At 68.7% G+C, this 20,506-nt stretch carries 15 protein-coding genes; 6 read left to right on the plus strand and 9 right to left on the minus strand.

Features of this window, described 5'->3' with window-relative positions; translation table 11 throughout:
• Positions 1-44: 44 nt before the first annotated feature.
• The 5 genes from E9232_RS09725 to E9232_RS09745 all read right to left on the minus strand — a co-directional run bounded on the left by E9232_RS09725 (position 45) and on the right by E9232_RS09745 (position 5,024).
• The gene (locus E9232_RS09725) at positions 45-779 is read right to left on the minus strand and encodes an SDR family oxidoreductase (protein WP_309793732.1); all 735 of its coding nucleotides are present in this window, start codon (positions 777-779) and stop codon (positions 45-47) included.
• Between the two features lie 71 nt (positions 780-850).
• Entirely contained in the window at positions 851-2,149 is a 1,299-nt protein-coding gene (locus E9232_RS09730; protein WP_309793733.1) for a glycoside hydrolase family 130 protein, read from the minus strand.
• 46 nt (positions 2,150-2,195) lie between these two features.
• On the minus strand, positions 2,196-4,472 hold the full coding sequence (locus E9232_RS09735; protein ID WP_309793734.1) for a glycosyltransferase family 4 protein: 2,277 nt from the start codon (positions 4,470-4,472) through the stop codon (positions 2,196-2,198).
• 109 nt (positions 4,473-4,581) lie between these two features.
• The gene (locus E9232_RS09740) at positions 4,582-4,722 is read right to left on the minus strand and encodes a hypothetical protein (protein ID WP_309793735.1); all 141 of its coding nucleotides are present in this window, start codon (positions 4,720-4,722) and stop codon (positions 4,582-4,584) included.
• Between the two features lie 89 nt (positions 4,723-4,811).
• A complete protein-coding gene (locus E9232_RS09745) occupies positions 4,812-5,024 on the minus strand; it encodes a cold-shock protein (protein WP_309793736.1) in 213 nt (70 codons plus the stop codon).
• 542 nt (positions 5,025-5,566) lie between these two features.
• On the opposite strand from E9232_RS09745, the gene E9232_RS09750 reads away from it, so the two are divergent.
• From E9232_RS09750 to E9232_RS09775, 6 genes are all read left to right on the plus strand, one after another.
• On the plus strand, positions 5,567-6,016 hold the full coding sequence (locus E9232_RS09750; RefSeq protein ID WP_309793737.1) for a tetratricopeptide repeat protein: 450 nt from the start codon (positions 5,567-5,569) through the stop codon (positions 6,014-6,016).
• A 121-nt stretch (positions 6,017-6,137) separates the two neighbouring features.
• Positions 6,138-6,626, plus strand: a complete 489-nt coding sequence (locus tag E9232_RS09755) for a hypothetical protein (protein ID WP_309793738.1) — start codon at positions 6,138-6,140, stop codon at positions 6,624-6,626.
• Positions 6,627-6,877: 251 nt separating this feature from the next.
• On the plus strand, positions 6,878-7,900 hold the full coding sequence (locus E9232_RS09760; protein WP_309793739.1) for an LLM class flavin-dependent oxidoreductase: 1,023 nt from the start codon (positions 6,878-6,880) through the stop codon (positions 7,898-7,900).
• A 203-nt stretch (positions 7,901-8,103) separates the two neighbouring features.
• On the plus strand, positions 8,104-9,402 hold the full coding sequence (locus E9232_RS09765) for a carbohydrate porin (protein WP_309793740.1): 1,299 nt from the start codon (positions 8,104-8,106) through the stop codon (positions 9,400-9,402).
• 289 nt (positions 9,403-9,691) lie between these two features.
• Positions 9,692-12,076 carry a glucose/quinate/shikimate family membrane-bound PQQ-dependent dehydrogenase gene (locus E9232_RS09770; protein ID WP_309793741.1) on the plus strand — a complete coding sequence of 795 codons (2,385 nt, stop codon included), beginning with the start codon at positions 9,692-9,694 and terminating at the stop codon, positions 12,074-12,076.
• Between the two features lie 30 nt (positions 12,077-12,106).
• Positions 12,107-13,552, plus strand: coding sequence for a mechanosensitive ion channel family protein (locus E9232_RS09775; protein ID WP_309793742.1), 1,446 nt, complete (start codon positions 12,107-12,109; stop codon positions 13,550-13,552).
• Between the two features lie 105 nt (positions 13,553-13,657).
• Here the strand turns inward: E9232_RS09775 and gyrB are convergent, their stop codons facing one another.
• The 4 genes from gyrB to dnaA form a co-directional block, all read right to left on the minus strand.
• On the minus strand, positions 13,658-16,117 hold the full coding sequence (gene gyrB / locus E9232_RS09780) for a DNA topoisomerase (ATP-hydrolyzing) subunit B (RefSeq protein ID WP_309793743.1): 2,460 nt from the start codon (positions 16,115-16,117) through the stop codon (positions 13,658-13,660).
• A 6-nt stretch (positions 16,118-16,123) separates the two neighbouring features.
• Positions 16,124-17,323, minus strand: a complete 1,200-nt coding sequence (gene recF / locus E9232_RS09785) for a DNA replication/repair protein RecF (protein ID WP_309793744.1) — start codon at positions 17,321-17,323, stop codon at positions 16,124-16,126.
• Between the two features lie 91 nt (positions 17,324-17,414).
• Positions 17,415-18,548 carry a DNA polymerase III subunit beta gene (gene dnaN, locus E9232_RS09790; protein WP_309793745.1) on the minus strand — a complete coding sequence of 378 codons (1,134 nt, stop codon included), beginning with the start codon at positions 18,546-18,548 and terminating at the stop codon, positions 17,415-17,417.
• A 293-nt stretch (positions 18,549-18,841) separates the two neighbouring features.
• Positions 18,842-20,236: a chromosomal replication initiator protein DnaA gene (dnaA, locus tag E9232_RS09795; protein WP_374710612.1), complete on the minus strand. Its 1,395-nt coding sequence runs from the start codon at positions 20,234-20,236 to the stop codon at positions 18,842-18,844.
• Between the last annotated feature and the right edge of the window lie 270 nt (positions 20,237-20,506).

The raw sequence follows: 20,506 nt of genomic DNA on the forward strand, positions 1-20,506 counted from the left end.
ACAAGTGGCGCCGGCGATCGAAGGCGTGATCTCCTAGATCCGATTCAGGTCGCCAGGAAGCCGCCATCGACCGGGACGATGGCGCCGTTCATCATCGCCGCGGCGTCGCCCAGCAGGTAGAGGATGACCTCGGCCACGTCGTCCGGCTGGGCGAAGCGGCCGAGCGGGATGCGGCCCAGCATCGGGCCGGATTTGGCCGGATCGCTCCAGGCCTTCACCGCCATCGGCGTCAGGGTCACCACCGGATTGACGCTGTTGGTGCGGATGCCGTGCGGCCCCAGCTCCACCGCCATCACCCGGGTGATGGCGTCGAGCGCGCCCTTCGAGGCGCAATAAGCGGTGTGGTCGGGCAGGCCGATCGCCGAGGACACGCTGGAGACGTTGACGATGGCGCCGGGGCGGCCGCGGCGGATCATATCCCGCGCGACCTCCTGCGCCACGATCATCGGCGCCCGGGCGTTCACCGCCATGATCGCGTCGAAGCTGTCGACCGAGGTGTCGAGGAAGGATTCCAGCGTGGTGGTTCCGGCGCAGTTGACCAGGGCGTCGACGGGCAGCGCCGCGATCGCCGCCCGACGGGTGGCCTCGGGGTCGCCGAGGTCGACCGCGATGGTGCGGCAGCCGATCTCCGCCGCCAGTTCCTTGAGGTCCTCGGCGCTGCGGGTGGCGGCGATCACCTCGGCGCCGCGCCGGTGCAGCATCACCGCCGTGGCCCGGCCGATGCCCTTGCCGGCGCCGGTCACCAGCACCCGCCGCCCCGCGAAATCCCGTCCGTCCATCCCTGCCTCCCCGATCCTATGCCGTCGCCCAACCTATATCAGGGCCGGACCGGGGAAGGGGAGGCTGGCGGTCAGCCCTCCATGGTGCCCAGCAGGGCGGCGATCTTGATCGTCGCGAAGTTGGAGAAGGTGTCCGAGACGGCGTAGGGCAGGATGATCCGGTCGTGCAGCCGCATCGCGCCGCAGGTGTAGACGACGTTGGGGACGTAGCCTTCGCGCTCCGACGGTTCCGGCCGGACCAGCGGCTCGCGCGACCGGGCCAGGACCTTGGACGGGTCCGCCTTGTCCAGCAGGGCCGCCCCGATCGAGTATTTCCGCACCGGGCCGACGCCGTGGGTCAGCAGCAGCCAGCCCTCGTCCAGCTCGATCGGCGCCCCGCAATTGCCCATCTGCATGAACTCCCAGGGGAATTGCGGCTTCAGCACCGGCACGCCGCCGTCCCAGGTGTGGAGGTCGTCCGAGGTGATCAGATACAGGTTCTCGTTGTCCTGCCGGCTGATCATGGCATAGCGGCCGTCGATCCGGCGCGGGAACAGGGCCATGCCCTTGTTGTGCGAGGCGGAGCCCCGCAGCGGCGTCATCCTGAACGAGACGAAGTCGGTGGTCTCGATCAATTCGGACCGGATCGCCCGGCCGCTATAGGCGGTGTAGGTGGCGTAGAACACCCGGCGCCCGCCCTCGTCGAACTCGACGAAACGGGCATCCTCGATGCCGTTCGACTGGGACTCGGTGACGGGAAAGATCACCCGTTCGCTGATGTCCTCGTCCGGCGGGAAGACCAGTTCGACGACGTCGCCATCGGGGCCGGGCGTCCGGCTGCGGACCTTGGGGATCGATGCCAGACGGGCCGACGGGTCGACCGCCACGCTGCCGTCGGCGGCGATCGTCCCCGAGCGGAAGGTCAGGGACGAGACATGGCCCTCGCCGACGGCGCGAAGGCTCAGGATGAAGCGCCGCCCGCCTTCCGGCGCGCCGGTCTGGTCGGGGTGGGTGACGATGCTGGGGTTGAACAGCGCCGCCGCCTCGAAGGAGTACTCGTGCATGAAAAAGGCGCCGACCAGCTGGCGCTGCACCCGGGTGAACAGCGAATGGCTGGCGAACGCGTCCTCCATGTCGTCGGCGCGCGCCTCGAAGGTCTCCAGCAGGTGGCGGTGGCGGCCCTGGAAGTTCTCCAGAACCTCAGCCATCAGGCTGGCCGCCGTCTCGGGGGCGAGCGACAGGACCCGGTCGACGACATGGTTCGCCCGGGTCTTTTCGGTGGGGTTCAGGTCCCGCGGCTGGGCCGTCGGCCCGAACGGGCGCACCACCACCCGGGCCGGGTCCGGACGCAGATAGAGGGCCTGCCGGTTCAGGAACGTGGCTTGCGACAAGGCAACCTCGGCTTTCATGGGGGGAACCCCCGGGGCGTTCACGATGCTACGCCAGCCGCGGCACGAATTTGGTGCGGCCGTCGCTGAGACGCGCGATCTGGCGAATCTCCGAAAGACCGAGAAGATAGGACACAACGGACTCGCCACCGCGATTTTCATTCAGGCGGTCGGGATGCAGGCCGTCGCGGCAGCTGCCGGTCTCCAGGTCGACCAGCGACAGGGACAGGTCGTTGCCGCCGAGGAACCAGGCGAAGGCGCGGGCCGCATCGGCCTTCCACGCCGCATCGCCATCGGCGCGCCACGCCGCCAGGCAGGCCGAGATCGTCGCGGTGGCCTCCAGCGGCTGCTGGTCGAAGGCTTGCGGCGCTGCCCGCCCGGTGCCGAAGCTGGCCGAACCGACCGGCCGGAACAGGCCGGCGGGCGTGGTCTGCAGCCCCATCAGCCAGCGCAGGGACCGCAGGCCGGCATCGACATAGGCGGGCGCATGGGTCGACATGCCGGTGGCGATCAGGGCCTGGGGCAGGCGGGCATTGTCATAGGCCAGCCCGTCCTCGAACCACACCCAATCCGGGGCCTCGACCGCCGCCAGGAGGGCCATCAGCCGGTCGGCGAGGTCGTGGCGAACCCGCTCGGCCAGGGTGTCCTCGGCGACCACCGCGCAATAGGCGTCCAGCCCCAGCAGCGTGAAGGCCCAGGCCCGGGGCGACCGGAAGCCCTCGACCGTCGGCAGCGCCTCGGCGAACAGGGCGATGGCCCAGCGTCGCCGCGAGGTGCTGGTGTCGCTGCGGGCGCATTCGCCCAGGGCCCACAGCGTCCGCCCGTGGCTGTCCTCCGAACCGGTGTCCTCGAGCCAGCGCCGGTCGAAGCTCATGAAGTTCCGGAACCGCCGGGTGTCGGGGTTCCAGGCATGCTGGACGAAGCCGGCCAGCCGGGCGATCAGCGGCTCGGGCAGGCGCGGGTCGCGGGGGTTGTTCAGCGCGCAGGCCACCAGCAGCGCGCGGGCATTGTCGTCGACGCAGTAGCCATGGGACCGGTCGGGCACCGAATGGACCGCATGCTGGAACAGCCCGGTGTCGTCGCACATCGACAGGAAATGGCCGATCTGCATCTCCGGCGTGGCGACGCCGTCGGTCGAGGGCACGAACTGGTCGGGCCGCTCGATCACCCGCAGGCGCTGTCCGCGCCGGGCGCGTTCGAAGGTGGCGAGGTAGCGCTCCGCGGTCCGCGCCCAGGTCATCGACCGGCTGCTGGCATAGGCGCGCTTGCGCATCGCCTGCCGCCGGTCGTCGTCGGTCAGCAGCTCCGCGATCTCGCGGCCGATGGTCTCGGCATCGCCGAACGGCACCAGGAGGCCGCGGCCGTCGGCCAGCAGCTCCTGGGCGTGCCAGTAGGGCGTCGACACCACTGCCTTGCCCAGCCCGAAGCTGTAGGCCAGGGTGCCCGAGGTCATCTGCGCCTCGCTGAGATAGGGCGTGACGTAGACGTCGGACATGGCGATGTAGTCGAGCAGCGTGGTGCGGTCGACGAACTGGTCGAGCAGCACGACATTGTCCTCGACGCCGCGGTCCCGCACCCGCGCCACCAGGCTCTCGCGATAGGCCTCGCCCTGGTCGCGGACCAGGTTGGGATGGGTCGCGCCGAGCACGACATAGACCGCGTCGGCCCGGCTCTCCAGGATCGTCGGCATGGCGTCGATCATGACTTCGATGCCCTTGTTGGGGGACAACAGGCCGAAGGTCAGGATTACCGATCGGTCGCTGAAGCCGAACTTGGCCTTGGCCTTGTCGGGCTCGACGAAGGCGACGTCGGGGATGCCGTGGGCGATGACCTCGATCTTGTCCGCCGGCACGGCATAGACGGTGCGCAGCAGCTCGCGGCCCTTCTCGGCCATGACCACGACCCTGGACGACAGGTCGATGATCCGGTTCAGGACGCGGCGCTGCACCGGGGTCGGTTCCGCCAGCACCGTGTGCAGCGTGGTGACGATCGGCATGGTCAGCCGCGACAGCAGCGCCAGGATGTGGCCGCCGGCCTCGCCGCCGAAGATGCCGAACTCATGCTGCAGCGAGACCACGTCGAACTGGCCGGCGTTCAGGAAATCGGCGGCGCGGACATAGTCTTCGATCTTCTCGTCGCCGACCTGCAGGCGGACGGCGGCGGGATAGTCGTAGCTGTGGCCGTGGTCGCTCATCGCCACGATCGAGGCCTCGACCTCCGCGCTCGACGCCGACACTGCCTGCTGCAGGTCGGTGGTGAAGGTAGCGATGCCGCAGCGGCGCGGCAGCGAGTTGCCGATGAAGGCCAGGCGGGTCAGCTGGGTCACGGCGGGCCTCCATCGGGCAGGCTGGCGAAACCGCCGCTGCCCCGGTGAGAAAGGGGCGATCTCGGCCCATGCCGGATCGGGGACTGGGCGGGCTCGATGCCCCCGCGCCTCAGCCCTTCTTCTTTTTGGGCAAGGGCGCCGGGGGCGGCGCCGCCTTGGTCAACAGCGACCCTGTGGTAACTGCGGCGATTGGCTTTGGTGCCTTCGGCTTGCGGATTTCCCGATTGCTGCGTTTCTGGCTCTTGGCCATGAGATCTCCTGTGCACCCGATCGATCGGGGGCGGTGGGTGAGGCGTGAAGCGACCGCGTTTTGCGGGGCGATGGGCGCCGGCGGCGCGATCAGTCCAGGGCCTTGAGATTGTCGGCGGATGACTTGCCGGTCTTGCGGTCGGCGACCAGGTCGAAATCCAGCTTCTGGCCGTCGCGGAGGTGGCCGAGGCCGGAGCGCTCCACGGCGCTGACATGGACGAAGGCGTCGCTGCCGCCTTCATCCAAGGCAATGAAGCCGAACCCCTTCCGGGCATCGAACCACTTCACGGTTCCTGTGGTCATGAGACCTCATTTTGCAAACATAGGTTTTGCGGGCCCGCGAAATTCACGGCCGCCGAAATCGCATGTCCGGATAAGAAGATCCCAGCTTCGCGCCAAATTTTGTCTATGTAAAGACAAATTGAGGGATCGATTTCGGATTTAATTGAAATGGTACTCTTTCGAAGAAAATTCAAGAGATTCCAATAATATCAAATGGTGTACTGGATTGTACGGCAGATTATGTAGCAGGAGGATGGGATTTTTTATGCGATCCAGTGAGGAAGCGCTGCAAATACGGCCGGACCGAAGGGGCGCGGCATGGCTTCCCATCGTAATCGGGCCGGGTCGACACCATGTTTGACAGGTGGTTTGCAGGACAGCGGCGCGCGCTCGCCGCTGGGATCGTCGAGGCCGTCCGCGTTCGATTGCGTCGACGGACTCTTGCTTGACCCAGAAGGCCCCGCGGCTCGGCGGGATCGGTTTTGCGGTTTCCGCACATTGCGCGTCGCACCGCCCGGCTGGTCCGGGCGTGGGTGCCATGCGCCAGCACAGAGGTGACCTCCATGAGGATCGACAGCATGAAGCGCCTGCAGCGCGATGCCGAGCAGGGGGACGCCGCTGCCCAGTTCAACCTCGGTGTCCTCTACGGCAACCGCGAGGACGACAACGGCTACGCCCTGGAGGACAGGCGGGCGGAGGCGATCAAATGGCTGACCCGCGCGGCGTCGCAGGGGCTGCACCGGGCCCAGGGCCGGCTGGCCGAGATCTACGGTGAAGACCCCGAGGTCTCGAAAGACGCGGTGAAGGCCTGCATGTGGTTCGTGATCGCGGCCAAGGGGCTGTCCGGCGCCCAGCAGCAGAGCGCCCAGGCGGGATATGAGCGGGCCGCTGCGCATCTGACCGTGCTGGAGATCGCGCGGGCACAGCGCCGGGCCGCGACCTGGAAGCCGAAGGTGGAGACAGTCGCCGCGCCGGCGGCGCCGTTGCCGGGCCTCGGGAGGATTGCATCATGAAAGCCTGGTTCGTTCCCCCCGTGATCATCCCGCTCGGCCTGATCGTGCTGATCGCCCTCTACGCCGTGATGCGCGCCGCCACCTAGCACGCCGGGATGGCGGCGAGACCGAGGGATTCGCGATGACCATGCGCACCATCACCACCACCGCAGTCTTCGCGCATCCCTTCGTGCTGAGCGGCATCGACGGCGTGCAGCCGCCGGGCAGCTACGAGGTTGAGACCGACGAGGAGTGGATCGACGGCACGTCGCCGCCGGCCTACCGGCGGATCGCGACGATGATCCGCCTGGCCGGACGGCCGGGGACCGGAGAGACGGTCCAGGTCGTGGCCGTGGACCCGGACGAGCTTGCCGCCGCCCTGGTCCGGGATGCCGCCGGTGCCGTCGCCAACCCTCCTTCGCCGGGTTCGTCCACGGCGATCCCGGCCGGGGAGGGGGCGTCGGCCGAGCCTCGCCCGCAGGTGCCGTCCGGGCCGACGGCAACGCCGCAACCCGAGCGCCGGTTCCTGGACGGCTGGCGCGACTGGCTGGCGGTCAACCCCCACGCGCTGGCCTGGATCGCCGCGATCGCCGGCGGCGTCGTGCTCGCTGCTTTCGTCGTGGCCTGGTGATCGATCAGGGCACGCCGCAGGGCCTGTTCTTCCCGCCGGAACTGGCGTCGCTGTTGGTGCACGAAGCCGATTGATCGCGCGGCCGATCGGAAGCTCTCGGCACGAGCGGCTTGTTACGGCAGTAACGCCTTTCCGCAGCGCGGACATCAGCCGGTAACGCCGTGCATGCAATCCGGTCGGCGACGCGGACCGACGCGCGGCGGTGTGGCGACCGTCCCTGGAAACGGGTCGCGCAATTGAGAGGCTCCGGCATGGCAGGCGACCGATCCATCCCGATCTCGGTGCTCGACTGGGCGCCGGTGCGCGCCGGGGAGACGCCGCGGGAGGCGCTGCAACAGGCCGTGGACCTCGCCCGCCATGTCGAGACGCTCGGCTTCAAGCGGTTCTGGCTGGCCGAACACCATGGCGCGGCGATCGTCGCCAGCGCTGCGACCTCGGTGGTCATCGGCCATATCGCCGGGCAGACCTCGACCCTCCGCGTCGGCTCCGGCGGCATCATGCTGCCGAACCACCCGCCGCTGATGGTCGCCGAACAGTTCGGCACGCTGGCGGCACTCTACCCCGGCCGGATCGATCTCGGGCTGGGCCGCGCTTCCGGCACCGCCCCGGGCGACGAGGCCACCCTGCGCGCCCTGCGCCAGCGGCCGGACGCCCGCGACCGCTTCCCCGCCGATGTGCGCGAACTGCAATCCTATTTCGGCGAGGCCGGGTCGGCGCAGGGCGTCCGGGCCGCGCCGGGCGCCGATGTGGACGTGCCGGTCTGGCTGCTCGGCTCCTCCGGCTTTTCGGCGGGGGAGGCGGCGGCACTGGGGCTGCCCTTCGCCTTCGCCGCCCATATCGCGCCGGCCGCGCTGGATGCCGCGGTCAGGATCTACCGGTCGGGCTTCCGGCCGTCGGCGGCGCTGGCCCGGCCGCATCTGATGGTCAGCGCCCTGATCGTCGCCGCCGAGACCGACCGGGCGGCGCGGCGCCTGATGACCTCGATTCAGCAGGCCGCGATCGCCCTGCTGCGCGGCCGGCCCAGCTGGCTGCCGCCGCCGACGGACGACCCGATGGCCTTCGCGGACCCTGATGATCAGGCCCTGCTGCAACGGATGATGCCCTACGCCATCGTCGGGTCGCGCGAGACGGTGCGCGACGGGATCGAGGCCCTGATCGCCAGGACCGACGCCGACGAGCTGGCCATCCTGTCCTTCGTCCATGACCAGGAGGCACGGCGCCGGTCCTTCGACATCGTCGCCGGGGTCCGGGCGTGGGCGGCACCGGCCGGCTGAACCGGCCGCCGCAGGGCGGTTGATCGGCCCGTTCGCGTCGCTGATCGGCGCGCCGTACCTGATCTGGCTGATCGGCCGCAAGCCGGCGCCGTGACCGGCAGTCCGATGCCCGATGGTGCGGCAACCGGTCCGAGGGGCGGCCTGATGACGTTTGCGGCCGAAGGGGCGCAATATGCCGCCAAGCCGACCAGGGAGACCCCAGCTTGAAGTTGCGCATGGCAATCAGCGTGCTGCTGTTCGCGAGTCTCGCGCCCAGCGGTGCCGCGTTCGCCGACGATGCCGGAAAGGGAAAGCTCACCGGGGATTGGGGCGGCGTTCGCACGGATCTCCAGCAGGCCGGAATCGACTTCCAGTTCGGCTACACCTCCGAGCTCGGCTACAACGCGGCGGGCGGCACCAAGAACCAGCTGAGCTACGACGACCAGCTGTCGTTCGGCGCCACCTTCGACCTCGACCGCCTGCTGGGGGCCCATGACGCGAAGATCCAGCTGACCATCACCGACCGCAACGGCCGGAACCTGAGCGACGACGCCCAGCTCGGCACGCTGCAGCAGGTCCAGGAGGTGTTCGGCCGCGGCCAGACCTGGCGCCTCACCCAGTTCTGGTACAATCAGAAGTACTTCTCCGGCGCGCTGGACTGGAAGATCGGCCGGCTGACCGTCGGCGAGGATTTCGCCAGCTTCAGCTGCAAGTTCCAGAACCTGACCTTCTGCGGTTCTCAGCCGGGCAACCTGGTCGGCAACTACTGGTACAACTGGCCGGTCAGCCAGTGGGCCACCCGCGTGAAGGTCAACATCCCCGGCTTCGGCTATGTCCAGTCCGGCGCCTACCAGATGAACCCGGGCTTCCTGAACGTCGACCAGGCGGTGCTGCCGAACAACCCGTCCGGCACCACGGGCGTCATGGTCCCGGTCGAGGTCGGCTGGACCCCGACGCTCGGCCCGACCCAGCTTCCCGGCAGCTACAAGTTCGGCGCCTGGTACGACACCTCGACCGCGAACGACGTGTTCACCGATGACGATGGCAACCCCGAAGTCCTCACCGGCCGGCCATTCGAGGACCGGCATGGGCGGTACGGGGCCTACATCAACTTCCTGCAGCAGGTCACGCGCCCCGATCGCGACGATCCCGACCGGGGCCTGAGCCTGTTCCTCAACGCCACCATCGCCGACCAGCGGACCTCGACGATCGACAACCAGATCGCCGTCGGCCTGATCTACACGGGCCCCTTCGATGCCCGCCCGAAGGACGAGATCGGCTTCGCCTTCGGGCGCACCCATGTCAACGACCGGGTGGCCAAGGGCGAGAGGCTGCTGAACCAGGCGGGGCTCGGCCCCGTGGCCGTGCAGGATTCCGAATATGCCTTCGAGCTCTACTATGGCCTGCAGGCGGCCGACTGGCTCATGGCGCGCCCCAACATCCAGTACATCCGGCTTCCCGGCGGCACGAGCCACAACGACGACGTCCTGGTGCTTGGCCTGAAGACCTCCATCGACTTCTGAGAGACCGCTTGGAAACGCGCCGGCGCGGCCGTCTGATGGCGGCCTCTCGGCTTCCGGTGCTCACGGACGACCATATCCGCTGCGCGCCGGTTCTCGACACCACCACCAGCCGACTCGCGCCAACCCGTTTCCAACCGGTCTCTGACGCGGCTCCGGCGTTTGTCGCTCGACCGCGCGCCGCGATCGGTGGACACTCGCGGCAACAATGGCTGGGAGGCCGTTCTGGAAATGCATCCGGCCCATCGTCGGTGTGCCGGCGATTGACCGTTCAGAGCGAGGGACCCCGCAGATGCCACTCCCTTCGAAACCGCGACCGATCCTGCTGGTGTCGGGGCTGGTCTATGGCCTGATCGGCCTGGCGCTGGCGGCGGGGGGCGTGTGGCTCGGCCTGCTCGGGGGCTCGCTCTACTATGTCATCGCCGGTGTCGGCATCCTGGTCACCGGCGGGCTGCTGATGGCCGGGCGGCCGGGGGCCCTGTGGGTCTACGCCGCCGTCCTGATCGGAACGCTGGCCTGGGCGGTCGCCGAGATCGGCTTCGACTGGTGGCCGCTCGCGGCCCGGGGCGATGTCGTCTTCCTGCTGGGGCTGTGGCTGCTGACGCCGTGGATCACGCGCGCGCTCAGCCATCCCGCCGGGGCGTCCCGCAGGGCCATGACCCTGCCGCTGTGGGGCGGGGTGGTCGCGAGCGTGGCGGTGCTGGCGGTCGGCCTGCTCTCCAGCTATCACGAGGTCCATGGCACCATCGCGGCGGTTGCATCCCCGCCGCCGCAGCCACCTTCGGGCCAGCCGGACGAGGATTGGCGCGCCTATGGCCGGACCGAGTCCGGGCAGCGCTATTCGCCGCTGGCCGAGATCACGCCGGCCAACGTCAAGGACCTCAAGGTCGCCTGGACCTTCCGCACCGGCGACCTGCCCGGGGCGAACGATCCCGGCGAAACCACCTTCGAGGTCACCCCGATCAAGGTGCGGGACACGCTCTATCTCTGTTCCCAGCACCAGCGCCTGTTCGCCCTGGATGCCAAGACCGGCGCGCTGCGCTGGTCCTACGATCCCAAGGTGCAGAACAACCCGACCTTCCAGCACCTGACCTGCCGCGGCGTCTCCTACCACGAGACCGCGGCCGGGGCGGTCGACACCACAGGGGCGCCGGCGCCGGCCGATTGCCCGCGCACCATCTTCCTGCCGGTCAATGACGGCCGCATGATCGCGCTCAACGCCGAGACCGGTGCGCTGTGCGAGAGCTTCGGCGACCACGGCACGCTGAACCTGCAGGAGGGGATGGGCGTGCAGACGGCGGGCTTCTACGAGCCGACCTCGCCGCCGATCGTCAGCGACAAGATCATCGTCATCGCCGGCTCGGTGATCGACAACTACTCGACCCAGGAGCCATCGGGCGTCATCCGCGGCTTCGACATCCACACCGGAAAGCTGGTCTGGGCCTGGGATGCCGGGGCAGTCGACGAGAACGCCCTGGCGTCCGCGACGCACACCTACACGAACAATTCGCCCAATTCGTGGATGACCGCGTCCTACGACCCCAAGCTGGGCCTGGCCTACATGCCGATGGGCGTGCAGTCGCCCGACATCTGGGGTGGCAACCGCACCCCGGAATCGGAACGGTATTCGAGCGCGCTGGTCGCCCTCGACATCAACACCGGCAAGCGCGTCTGGTCCTACCAGACGGTGCATCACGACCTCTGGGACATGGATTTGCCGTCCCAGCCCAGCCTGGTCGACCTGGCCACGCCGGAGGGCACGCGCCCGGCCATCCTGCAGCCGGCCAAGACCGGCAACCTCTTCGTGCTCGACCGGCGAACCGGCGAGCTGATCGTGCCGGCGCCGGAGCGGCCGGTGCCGCAGGGCCCCGCCCCGGGCGACCGCCTGTCGCCGACCCAGCCCTTCTCCGAACTCACCTTCCGCCCAGAGAAGCTGCTGACCGGTGCCGACATGTGGGGCGCGACCATCTTCGACCAGCTCGCCTGCCGCATCCTGTTCCACCAGATGCGCTACGAGGGCACGTTCACGCCGCCTTCGCTGCAGGGCACCCTGGTGTTCCCAGGCAATCTCGGCATGTTCGAATGGGGCGGCATCGCCGTCGACCCGGTCAGGCAGATCGCCATCGCCAACCCGATCGCCATCCCCTTCGTCTCCAAGCTGCTGCCGCGCGGCCCGGACAACCCGGCGGCGCCGAACGACGCGCACCCGTCGGGCAGCGAGATCGGGGTCCAGCCGATGTACGGCACGCCGTTCGGCGTGGTGCTGCACCCGTTCCTGTCGCCGGTCGGGCTGCCCTGCATGCGGCCGCCCTGGGGCTACATGGCCGCGATCGACCTCAAGACCATGAAGATCGCCTGGATGCACCGCAACGGCACCATCCGTGACAGCGCGCCGGTGCCGATCCCGATTAAGATGGGCGTGCCCAGCCTGGGCGGGCCGATGACCACCGGCGGCGGCGTGGCCTTCCTGACCTCGACGACGGATTATTATATCCGCGCCTATGACGTCACGAATGGCGACCAGCTGTGGGAAGACCGCTTGCCGGCAGGCGGGCAGTCGACCCCGATGACCTACGCCGTCGACGGCCGCCAATATGTCGTCACGGCGGCCGGCGGGCATGGGTCCTTCGGCACGAAGATCGGCGATTACGTCATCGCCTATGCCCTCGACAAGTAGGGAGCCCTGCTCTCGGAACAGTGGGCGAACATGACCAGTCAGATCGTCGCCAGCCTTCTGGTGGTTCTCTGCTTCCTCGATTGGCGGCTCATGCGCAACCGGCCGGTCTGGTCGAGGCTTGCGACGTGCGGGATCCTGTTCGGCGGGCTGACGATCATGGTGGTCAGGGTCGTCGGTTCCCTGCTGCAGCCGGCCTTCGCCGGATCGACCTTCGAGGAGGTCATCTGGCAGCAGGTCCTGGCCGCCATGTGGTGGCTGTTCGCGGCGCGGCTCCTGGTCAACACCGTGCGGGCTGCGCTCCCGCACGGGGCCTTCCGCCACGAGGGCGGATTGCTGTCCGACCTGCTGGCGGGCGTGATCTATCTCGCCGCGACCCTCACCGTGGTCAGCACCGTCTTCGGATTCCCGGTCCGGGCCCTGGTGGCGACATCGGGGGTGATCGCGATCGTCCTCGGCCTCGCGCTCCAGAACACCCTGGCGGACGTGTTCGCGGGCATCGCGATCGGCATCGAGCGCCCTTACTCTGTCGGCGACAGGGTCTGGATCGAGGGCGGGATCGAAGGCGTGGTGGTGCAGATCACCTGGCGGTCGGTCCGGGTCTGGACCGACGGCAACGACATCGCCTCGGTGCCGAACAGCATCGCCACCCGGTCGCGGGTCATCAACCGCAGCGTCCCGTCGGAACAGCGGAACGATTCCGTCCACGTGCCCTGTTCGATCGATGTGCCTCCGGAACGGGTGGTGGAGCTGGTCAGGCAGGCCATTCTGCTGTGCCCCACCATTCTCGCGACACCGGCGGCCGGCGTCTCCCTTGCCAGCGTCGGCAAGCGCTGGAACGTCTACAGCATCTCGTTTTCCGTCTCGCATAGCAGCGTTCTGGGCGAGACCAAGAGCACCCTGCTGACCCAGGTGATGCGCCAGTTCCGCGCCGCCGGCCTGGGCGATGCCCGGGGCGGCCGCGGTGCGATCGGAGACGGAGGGGGAGGGAAGCAGCCCCTGGCCATCCCCCTGTTCCAGGCCCTGACCGACGACCAGCGCGCCGAACTCGAACGCCAGGCCTCGATGCGGACGCTCGATCCGGGCGACCTGCTGTTCGCCCAGGGCGGGACGGAAGCATCGCTGTTCGTCGTCGTATCCGGGGTGCTGGAGGTGTCGCGGGCGAATGGCGGCTCGACCACCACCATCGGCCGCATCGGATCCGGCGACTATATCGGCGAGATCGGCCTGCTGACCGGCGCGCCGCATGCCGGCACGGTCAAGGCGCTCACCCATGCGCTCGTGCTCGAGGTCACGAAGGAGCATCTGGCGCCCCTGCTGGCGGCACAGCCCGAATTGATGAGGGAGTTGGAAGCCTCGGCCCGCCACGGCCAGGCCCTGGTCGACCGCAGCGTGGCGGCCAGCGTGGGAGCGCACGCCGTGCCTCCCGGCCAGCTGCTCTCCTGGATCCGGCAGTATTTCCGCGAGCACGGCCTGTAGGGATCATCGGACGGCCGGTCGACTGCGGTCAGTGGCCCTTTCGGTCACCCACGCTGCTTCGGTCACCCATGCTGCGGAGTCTCCCGCGCCGTCCGAGTCTCACGATCAGACGTCCAGGTTCACCACCTTCAGCGCGTTCTCCTGGATGAAGTCGCGGCGCGGTTCGACGATGTCGCCCATCAGGGTCGAGAACACCTCTTCGGCGTCGTCGGCATGCTTGACCTCGACCCGCAGCAGCACCCGGGCGTTGGGGTCCAGCGTGGTCTCCCACAGCTGATCCGGGTTCATCTCGCCCAGGCCCTTGTAGCGCTGCACCGCCAGTCCCTTGCGGCCCTGCTCCAGCACCCGGTCGATCAGGTCGATCGGGCCGGTGATCGGCCACTCCTGGGCGGCGCCCTTCGGGTTCATCCAGGTCAGCACGCCCGGCCGCTTGTACAGCGCCTGGAAATCCGCGGCCAGGCGGTCGAGCTTGTGCGCCTCGACCGACCGGATGATGTCGGAATCGATGATCCGGCCCTCGGTGACCCCGCGCAGGACGCGGCGGAACACCAGGCCGCCCGGCTGGTTGCCCTCCGGCGGCAGGGCCGAGCCCTGCCAGCCGCGCTCGAACTCCGGCGTCAACGCGTCCAGCCGTTGCGCCACATAGGTCGCGGTCTCGGTCGCCAGGGCGGCGTCATGGACGATGCGCGGCGACATCGCGCCGGCGATCGCCACCTGCTCCACCACATTGCGCTGGCCGACCTTGCGGATCAGCGGGGTGAGCAGGTGCTTGGCCTCCAGCGCCTGCTCCAGGCGGGAGCGCAGGTCGAGGCCTCCGATCTGGTTGCCGTCGAACGGCGTGAACACCAGGTCGCGCATGCCGCTGTCGATCAGATAGGCCTCGAGCGCGTCGTCGTTCTTCAGATACACCGCCTCCTTGCCCCGGGCGGCGCGGTACAGCGGCGGCTGGGCGATATAGAGGTAGCCGCGCTCGATCAGCTCCGGCATCTGGCGGTAGAAGAAGGTCAGCAGCAGGGTGCGGATGTGGCTGCCGTCGACATCGGCGTCGGTCATGATGATGATGCGATGGTACCGCGCCTTGTCGGCGTTGAACTCGTCGCGGATGCTGGTGCCCAGCGCCGTGATCAGGGTGCCGATCTCGGCCGACCCCAGCATCTTGTCGACCCGCGCCCGCTCGACGTTCAGGATCTTGCCGCGCAGCGGCAGGATGGCCTGGAACTTGCGGTCGCGGCCCTGCTTGGCGGAGCCGCCGGCGCTGTCGCCCTCGACCAGGAACAGTTCGGATTCGGCGGGGTCGCGGTTCTGGCAGTCGGCCAGCTTGCCGGGCAGGGAGGCGAAGTCGAGCGCGCCCTTGCGCCGGGTCAGGTCGCGCGCCTTGCGCGCCGCCTCGCGGGCCGAGGCCGCCTCGACTGCCTTCTGGATCACCCGCTTGGCGTCGTTGGGATGCTCCTCGAACCAGGTCGCCAGCATCTCGTTGACCACCGCCTCGACCGCCGGACGGACCTCGGAGGAGACCAGCTTGTCCTTGGTCTGGCTGGAGAATTTCGGATCCGGCACCTTCACCGACAGGACGCAGCTCAACCCCTCGCGGGCGTCGTCGCCGGTCAGCGCCACCTTTTCCTTCTTCAGGATGCCGCTCTCGGTGGCGTAGTTGTTCACCTGCCGCGTCAGCGCGCCGCGGAACCCGGCCAGATGGGCGCCGCCGTCACGCTGCGGGATGTTGTTGGTGAAGCACAGCATGGTCTCGTGGTAGCTGTCGTTCCACTGCATCGCCACCTCGACGGTCATGCCGTCGCGCTCGGCGGTCACCGTGATCGGCTCGGGGTGCAGCGGCTGCTTGGCCTTGTCGAGATAGGCCACGAAGGCCTTCAGCCCGCCCTCGTAATGCAGCTCGACCACCTTCGGCTCCGGCCCCCTGGCGTCGGTCAGGGTCAGCTTGACGCCGGAGTTCAGGAAGGCGAGTTCGCGCAGCCGGTGCTCCAGCGTGCCGAAGTCGAACTCGGTCTTGGTGAAGGTCTTGGTCGAGGGCAGGAAGGTGATGTGGGTGCCGCGGTTCTCGCCCTGCGGCCCGACCGCCTTCAGCGGCGCCTCGACGTCGCCGTCGTGGAACCGGGCGAACCACTGGTGGCCGTCGCGGAAGATGGTCAGGTCCAGCGTGTCCGACAGCGCGTTGACCACCGAGACGCCGACGCCGTGCAGGCCGCCCGAGACCTTGTAGGAGTTCTGGTTGAACTTGCCGCCGGCATGCAGCTGGGTCATCACCACCTCGGCGGCGCTGATGCCCTCTTCCTCATGGATCGCCACCGGGATGCCGCGGCCGTTGTCGGTCACGGTGACCGAGCCTTCGGCGTTCAGCGTCACCGTGATGGTGTCGCAGTACCCGGCCAGCGACTCGTCGATCGCGTTGTCGACGACCTCGTACACCATGTGGTGCAGGCCCGACCCGTCATCGGTGTCGCCGATATACATGCCCGGCCGTTTGCGCACCGCTTCCAGGCCACGCAGCACGGTGATGGAGCTGGCATCGTAGGCGCCGCCGTCGTTCGCGATCTCAGAATCCGACATTCTTCTTCATCCGTTTTGTTCCGTCACCCTGGCGTCGTCGACGCCGAAGTGGCGTGCCCGGTCCCCGAGCGACGCGAACAGCGCCGTGTCGGTGCCGGTCATCCAAGCCTGGGCGCCGAGCGCCAGGATCTCCTCGTAGAGGGCGGCACGACGCGTGCCGTCGAGATGCGCCGCCACCTCGTCGAGGAGGAGAAGAGGCGGGGCGCCGCGTTCGCCGGCGAGCAGGCGGGCATTGGCGAGGACGATGCCGATCAGCAGCGCCTTCTGCTCGCCGGTGGAGCATTGCGCCGCCGGCATCGCCTTCGACCGGTGGTGGACGGAAAGGTCGCTGCGATGCGGTCCTTCCGTCGCGGCGCCGGCCGCGGCGTCGATCCGTCGATTATCGCACAAAAGGCGGCGGAATGCCTCTTCGGCGTCGACCGCCGGCCGATCGTCAAGCCACGCCTCGATCCGGCCGTCGATGGCCAGGTCGGCGCGCGGAAACGGGCCGTCCACCATCAGCGACTCGGCGCCGCGCAGCCGCGCCACCAGCTCGCGCCGGGCGGCGGCGACGGCGGCGCCGGCGGCCGCCATGGCGTCCTCCAGCGCGGTCAGCCAGGCCGCGTCGGGGCGAGGCGAATCCTTCAGCAGCCGGTTGCGGTCGCGCATCGCCCGCTCATAGGCGGCGAGCTGGCCGGCATGGTCGGGGTGGAAGCCGTAGACCAGCCGGTCGAGGAAGCGGCGGCGCTGGCTGGCGGCGTCGCCGAACAGCCGGTCCATCTGCGGCGTCAGCCACACCATCGGCGCGCGGGCGCCCAGCGCGGTCTGGCTCGGCGCCGGCCGGCCGTCGATCTTCACGGCACGGCGGCCCTCGCCGGGCTCCAGCTCGGTGCCGAGCGCGATCTCGCCGGTCGGGGTCAGCAGCTGGGCTGCCACCGCCCAGCCCTTGCCCTCGGCGGCCTGGCGTCGGGTCACCTCCGGCAGCGGCGCGCGGCGCAGGCCGCGGCCCGGCGACAGGAACGACACCGCCTCCAGCAGGTTGGTCTTGCCGGCGCCGTTCGGCCCGGTCAGCACCACCGGCCGCGGATCCAGCTCGATCCGCAGCTGGCCGTAGCAGCGGAACTCGGTCAGCGTCAGCCGCGTCAGCGCGATCCGGGCCGGCGGCCCGGACGGGGAGGGCGCCGGCCCCGACTGCGGGGCCTGCTCCGGCATGGGGTCCTGGGACATGTGGCTCAAGGCATCCGAAGCGGATGCTTCGCCCCTGTCATGGAGAAAGGGGCCATGACGATCGGGGCCGGCACGGTCGGTCCAAACCCGGTCACACCCGCATCGGCATCAGCACGTAGAGCGCGCTGGAATCGGCGGTGTCGCGGACGATGGTGGGCGACCCGGCATCGGCCATGGCGAAGCGGGCGCCGTCGCCTTCGATCTGCTGGGTGATGTCGAGGAGGTAGCGGCTGTTGAAGCCGATCTCGATCCTGGCCGCCTCGTAGCTGACCTCGATCTCCTCGGTGGCGCTGCCCTGCTCGGCCGAATTGGCCGACAGCGTCAGCGACCCGTTCTCGATCGTCAGCTTCACCGCCCGGCTCTTCTCGGTCGAGATGGTGGAGACGCGGTCGACCGCCTTGGCGAAGGCCTTGGCGTCGACCTCGAGGATCTTGTCGTTGCCGCTCGGGATCACCCGCTCATATTCCGGGAAGGTGCCGTCGATCAGCTTCGAGGTCAGGACCACGCCGTCGCCCGCAGTTCCCGCCAGGGTGAAGCGGGTCTTGGTCTCGGACAGCTGGACTTCGACCATCTCGCCGCTCTCGTCCAGGAGCTTGCGCAGTTCCATCACGGTCTTGCGCGGCACGATCACGCCGGGGATGCCGTCGGCACCGTCGGGCAGCGGCATCTCGATCCGGGCCAGGCGGTGGCCGTCGGTGGCGACGGCGCGCAGCACCGGCACGTTGTCGGCCTTGGCCGCGTGCAGGTAGATGCCGTTCAGGTAGTAGCGCGTCTCCTCGGTCGAGATCGCGAACTTGGTCCGGTCGATCATCACCCGGAGATCGCCGGTGGCGATGGTGAAGCGGTGCGTCAGGTCACCGCCGGCCATGCTCGGGAAATCCTCGACCGGCAGGCAGCCGAGCCGGAAGTTCGACCGGCCGGCGCGCAGCGACAGCGACCCGCCATCCGCATTGGTCTCGATCTCGACCTGGCTGCCGTCGGGCAGCTTGCGCACGATGTCGTAGAGGGTGTGCGCCGGCGCCGTGGTGCCGCCCGGGGCCAGGATCTCGGCCGGCACGGATTCGACGATCTCGAGATCCATGTCGGTGGCGGTCAGGCGCAGCGCGCCGGATTCGGCGCGCAGCAGGATGTTGGACAGGATCGGGATGGTGTTGCGCCGCTCGACGACGCTCTGCACATGGCTCAGGCCCTTCAGGAGGGCGGCCCGTTCGATGATCAGCTTCATCCCGATTCCACTTCGACGATGCCGGCCGCCGGACGAATCGTCGGGTCGGGCTCACGCCCGGCCGACGCGGCGGGCGCGCACTATAACCGAAAGCCGACGGCGGTGGCGAGGGGCAGGCGCGGTCCCGGGCGCAATCCGGAACGAATTATCGGATGCCGGGTCTGTCGAGGCGTCGTCATCGCGAGGAGCGAAGCGCCCCGTTAAGTTTAGGGGCGCGATCCAGCGGCTCGATTGCTGGATCGCCACGCCCCTTCGGGGCTCGCAATGACGGCTGACAGTCTGGACCGCCGTGCCTAGATCTGCAGCATCCGGCGCAGCAGTTCGACGTCCTCGGCGAAGGACCGGTCCTCGCTGCACAGCTCCTCGACCTTCTTCACGGCGTGCATCACCGTGGTGTGGTCGCGACCGCCGAATTTGCGCCCGATCTCGGGCAGCGACCGCGGGGTCAGCTGCTTCGACAGGTACATCGCCACCTGGCGCGGCCGGGCCACGGTGCGGGCGCGGCGGGCCGAATGCATGTCGGCGATCTTGATGTTGTAGTGCTCGGCGACCCGCTTCTGGATCTCGTCGATCGTCACCCGGCGGTCCGAGGCGCGCAGCAGGTCGTGCAGCAGCTCCTGGGTCGATTCCAGGGTCACCGGGCGGTGCACCAGCTCGGCATGGGCGGTGATGCGGTTCAGCGCCCCTTCCAGCTCGCGCACGTTGGAGGTGATCTTGTGGGCCAGGAACTCCATCACCTTGGCCGGGATCTCGACCCGCGCGGTCTCCGCCTTGGCCTGCAGGATGCCCAGGCGCAGCTCGTAGGTGGTGGGGTGGATGTCGGCGACCAGGCCCCAGCCGAGGCGGGAGCGCAGCCGCTCCTCCATGCCTTCGAGGTCGGAGGGCGACTTGTCGGCCGAGATCACCACCTGGCGGTTCTGGTCCACCAGCGCGTTGAATGTGTGGAAGAACTCCTCCTGGGTGGAGTCCTTGCCGGAGATGAACTGCACGTCGTCGATCATCAGCACGTCGACCGAGCGGAACAGCTCCTTGAAGGTCATCGTGTCCTTGAACCGCAGGGCACGGATGAACTGGTACATGAACTTCTCGGCGGACATGTACAGCACGCGCCGCTCGGGATGCTTCTGGCGGATGTGCCAGGCGATGCCGTGCATCAGGTGGGTCTTGCCCAAGCCCACCCCGCCATAGAGGAACAGCGGGTTGAAGGTGACGCTGTTGGCCTCGGCCACGCGGCGTGCGGCGGCATGGGCCAGCTCGTTCGGCTTGCCGACCACGAAATTGTCGAAGGTGAAGCGCTGGTCGAGGATGGCGCCGAAATCAGTGGCCGATTCGGGCGGCCGGTCCGGCATTGCCGACTCGGTGCGCGTGGCCGGCGCGGTCGCCGCCGGGGCAGGGGGCGCGGCCGCCGGCCTGGCGGCCAGCCGGTCCGGCACCACGATCACATCGACGCTCTGGACGTCCGGATTCTCGGCATGCCACAGCTTGCGGATGCGGTCGGCGTAGTGGGCCGCGACCCAGTCGCGCATGAACTTGGTGGGGGCGGCGATGCGGGCCTCGCCGCCTTCGAGGTCGACGAGGACGACCGGCCGCAGCCAGCTCTTGAAGGCGCCTTCGCCCACCTCCTCGCGCAACCGGCCGCAGACCCGGCCCCATTGCTGCTCGATCGATGTGATGATGACTCCCCCCATCGACGACATGCTGCCTTCCGATCCCCTCCGAATGGGCTTTCGCCCCGTCCCGTTCCGCGTCGACCCGAACTTACCGATTCCCACCCGCAGCGACACCAGACGCGGAGTGCGCAGCTGCCATGCCGACTGAATTCAAACTGTAATAATCACAGTAACACGCCGCCGGCACAGGAACAATTCCTCGCAGCTACTTGCGAAGCTGGAGTCAAATTCCTTAAAACTACGAAATGATCAGCGTTAGGGCACAATCCTGTTCTTCTGCCAATCTTC

This window comes from Inquilinus ginsengisoli, assembly GCF_031453975.1.
Lineage (GTDB): Bacteria > Pseudomonadota > Alphaproteobacteria > DSM-16000 > Inquilinaceae > Inquilinus > Inquilinus ginsengisoli_A.

Bases quoted from the DNA above. Each gene is read 5' to 3' on its own strand.
- E9232_RS09740 (WP_309793735.1), bottom strand. From the start codon at position 4,722: ATGGCCAAGAGCCAGAAACGCAGCAATCGGGAAATCCGCAAGCCGAAG.
- E9232_RS09770 (WP_309793741.1), top strand. From the start codon at position 9,692: ATGCCACTCCCTTCGAAACCGCGACCGATCCTGCTGGTGTCGGGGCTG.
- dnaN (WP_309793745.1), bottom strand. From the start codon at position 18,548: ATGAAGCTGATCATCGAACGGGCCGCCCTCCTGAAGGGCCTGAGCCAT.
- E9232_RS09745 (WP_309793736.1), bottom strand. From the start codon at position 5,024: ATGACCACAGGAACCGTGAAGTGGTTCGATGCCCGGAAGGGGTTCGGC.
- dnaA (WP_374710612.1), bottom strand. From the start codon at position 20,236: ATGGGGGGAGTCATCATCACATCGATCGAGCAGCAATGGGGCCGGGTC.
- E9232_RS09750 (WP_309793737.1), top strand. From the start codon at position 5,567: ATGAGGATCGACAGCATGAAGCGCCTGCAGCGCGATGCCGAGCAGGGG.
- E9232_RS09725 (WP_309793732.1), bottom strand. From the start codon at position 779: ATGGACGGACGGGATTTCGCGGGGCGGCGGGTGCTGGTGACCGGCGCC.
- gyrB (WP_309793743.1), bottom strand. From the start codon at position 16,117: ATGTCGGATTCTGAGATCGCGAACGACGGCGGCGCCTACGATGCCAGC.
- E9232_RS09775 (WP_309793742.1), top strand. From the start codon at position 12,107: ATGACCAGTCAGATCGTCGCCAGCCTTCTGGTGGTTCTCTGCTTCCTC.
- recF (WP_309793744.1), bottom strand. From the start codon at position 17,323: ATGTCCCAGGACCCCATGCCGGAGCAGGCCCCGCAGTCGGGGCCGGCG.
- E9232_RS09760 (WP_309793739.1), top strand. From the start codon at position 6,878: ATGGCAGGCGACCGATCCATCCCGATCTCGGTGCTCGACTGGGCGCCG.
- E9232_RS09755 (WP_309793738.1), top strand. From the start codon at position 6,138: ATGACCATGCGCACCATCACCACCACCGCAGTCTTCGCGCATCCCTTC.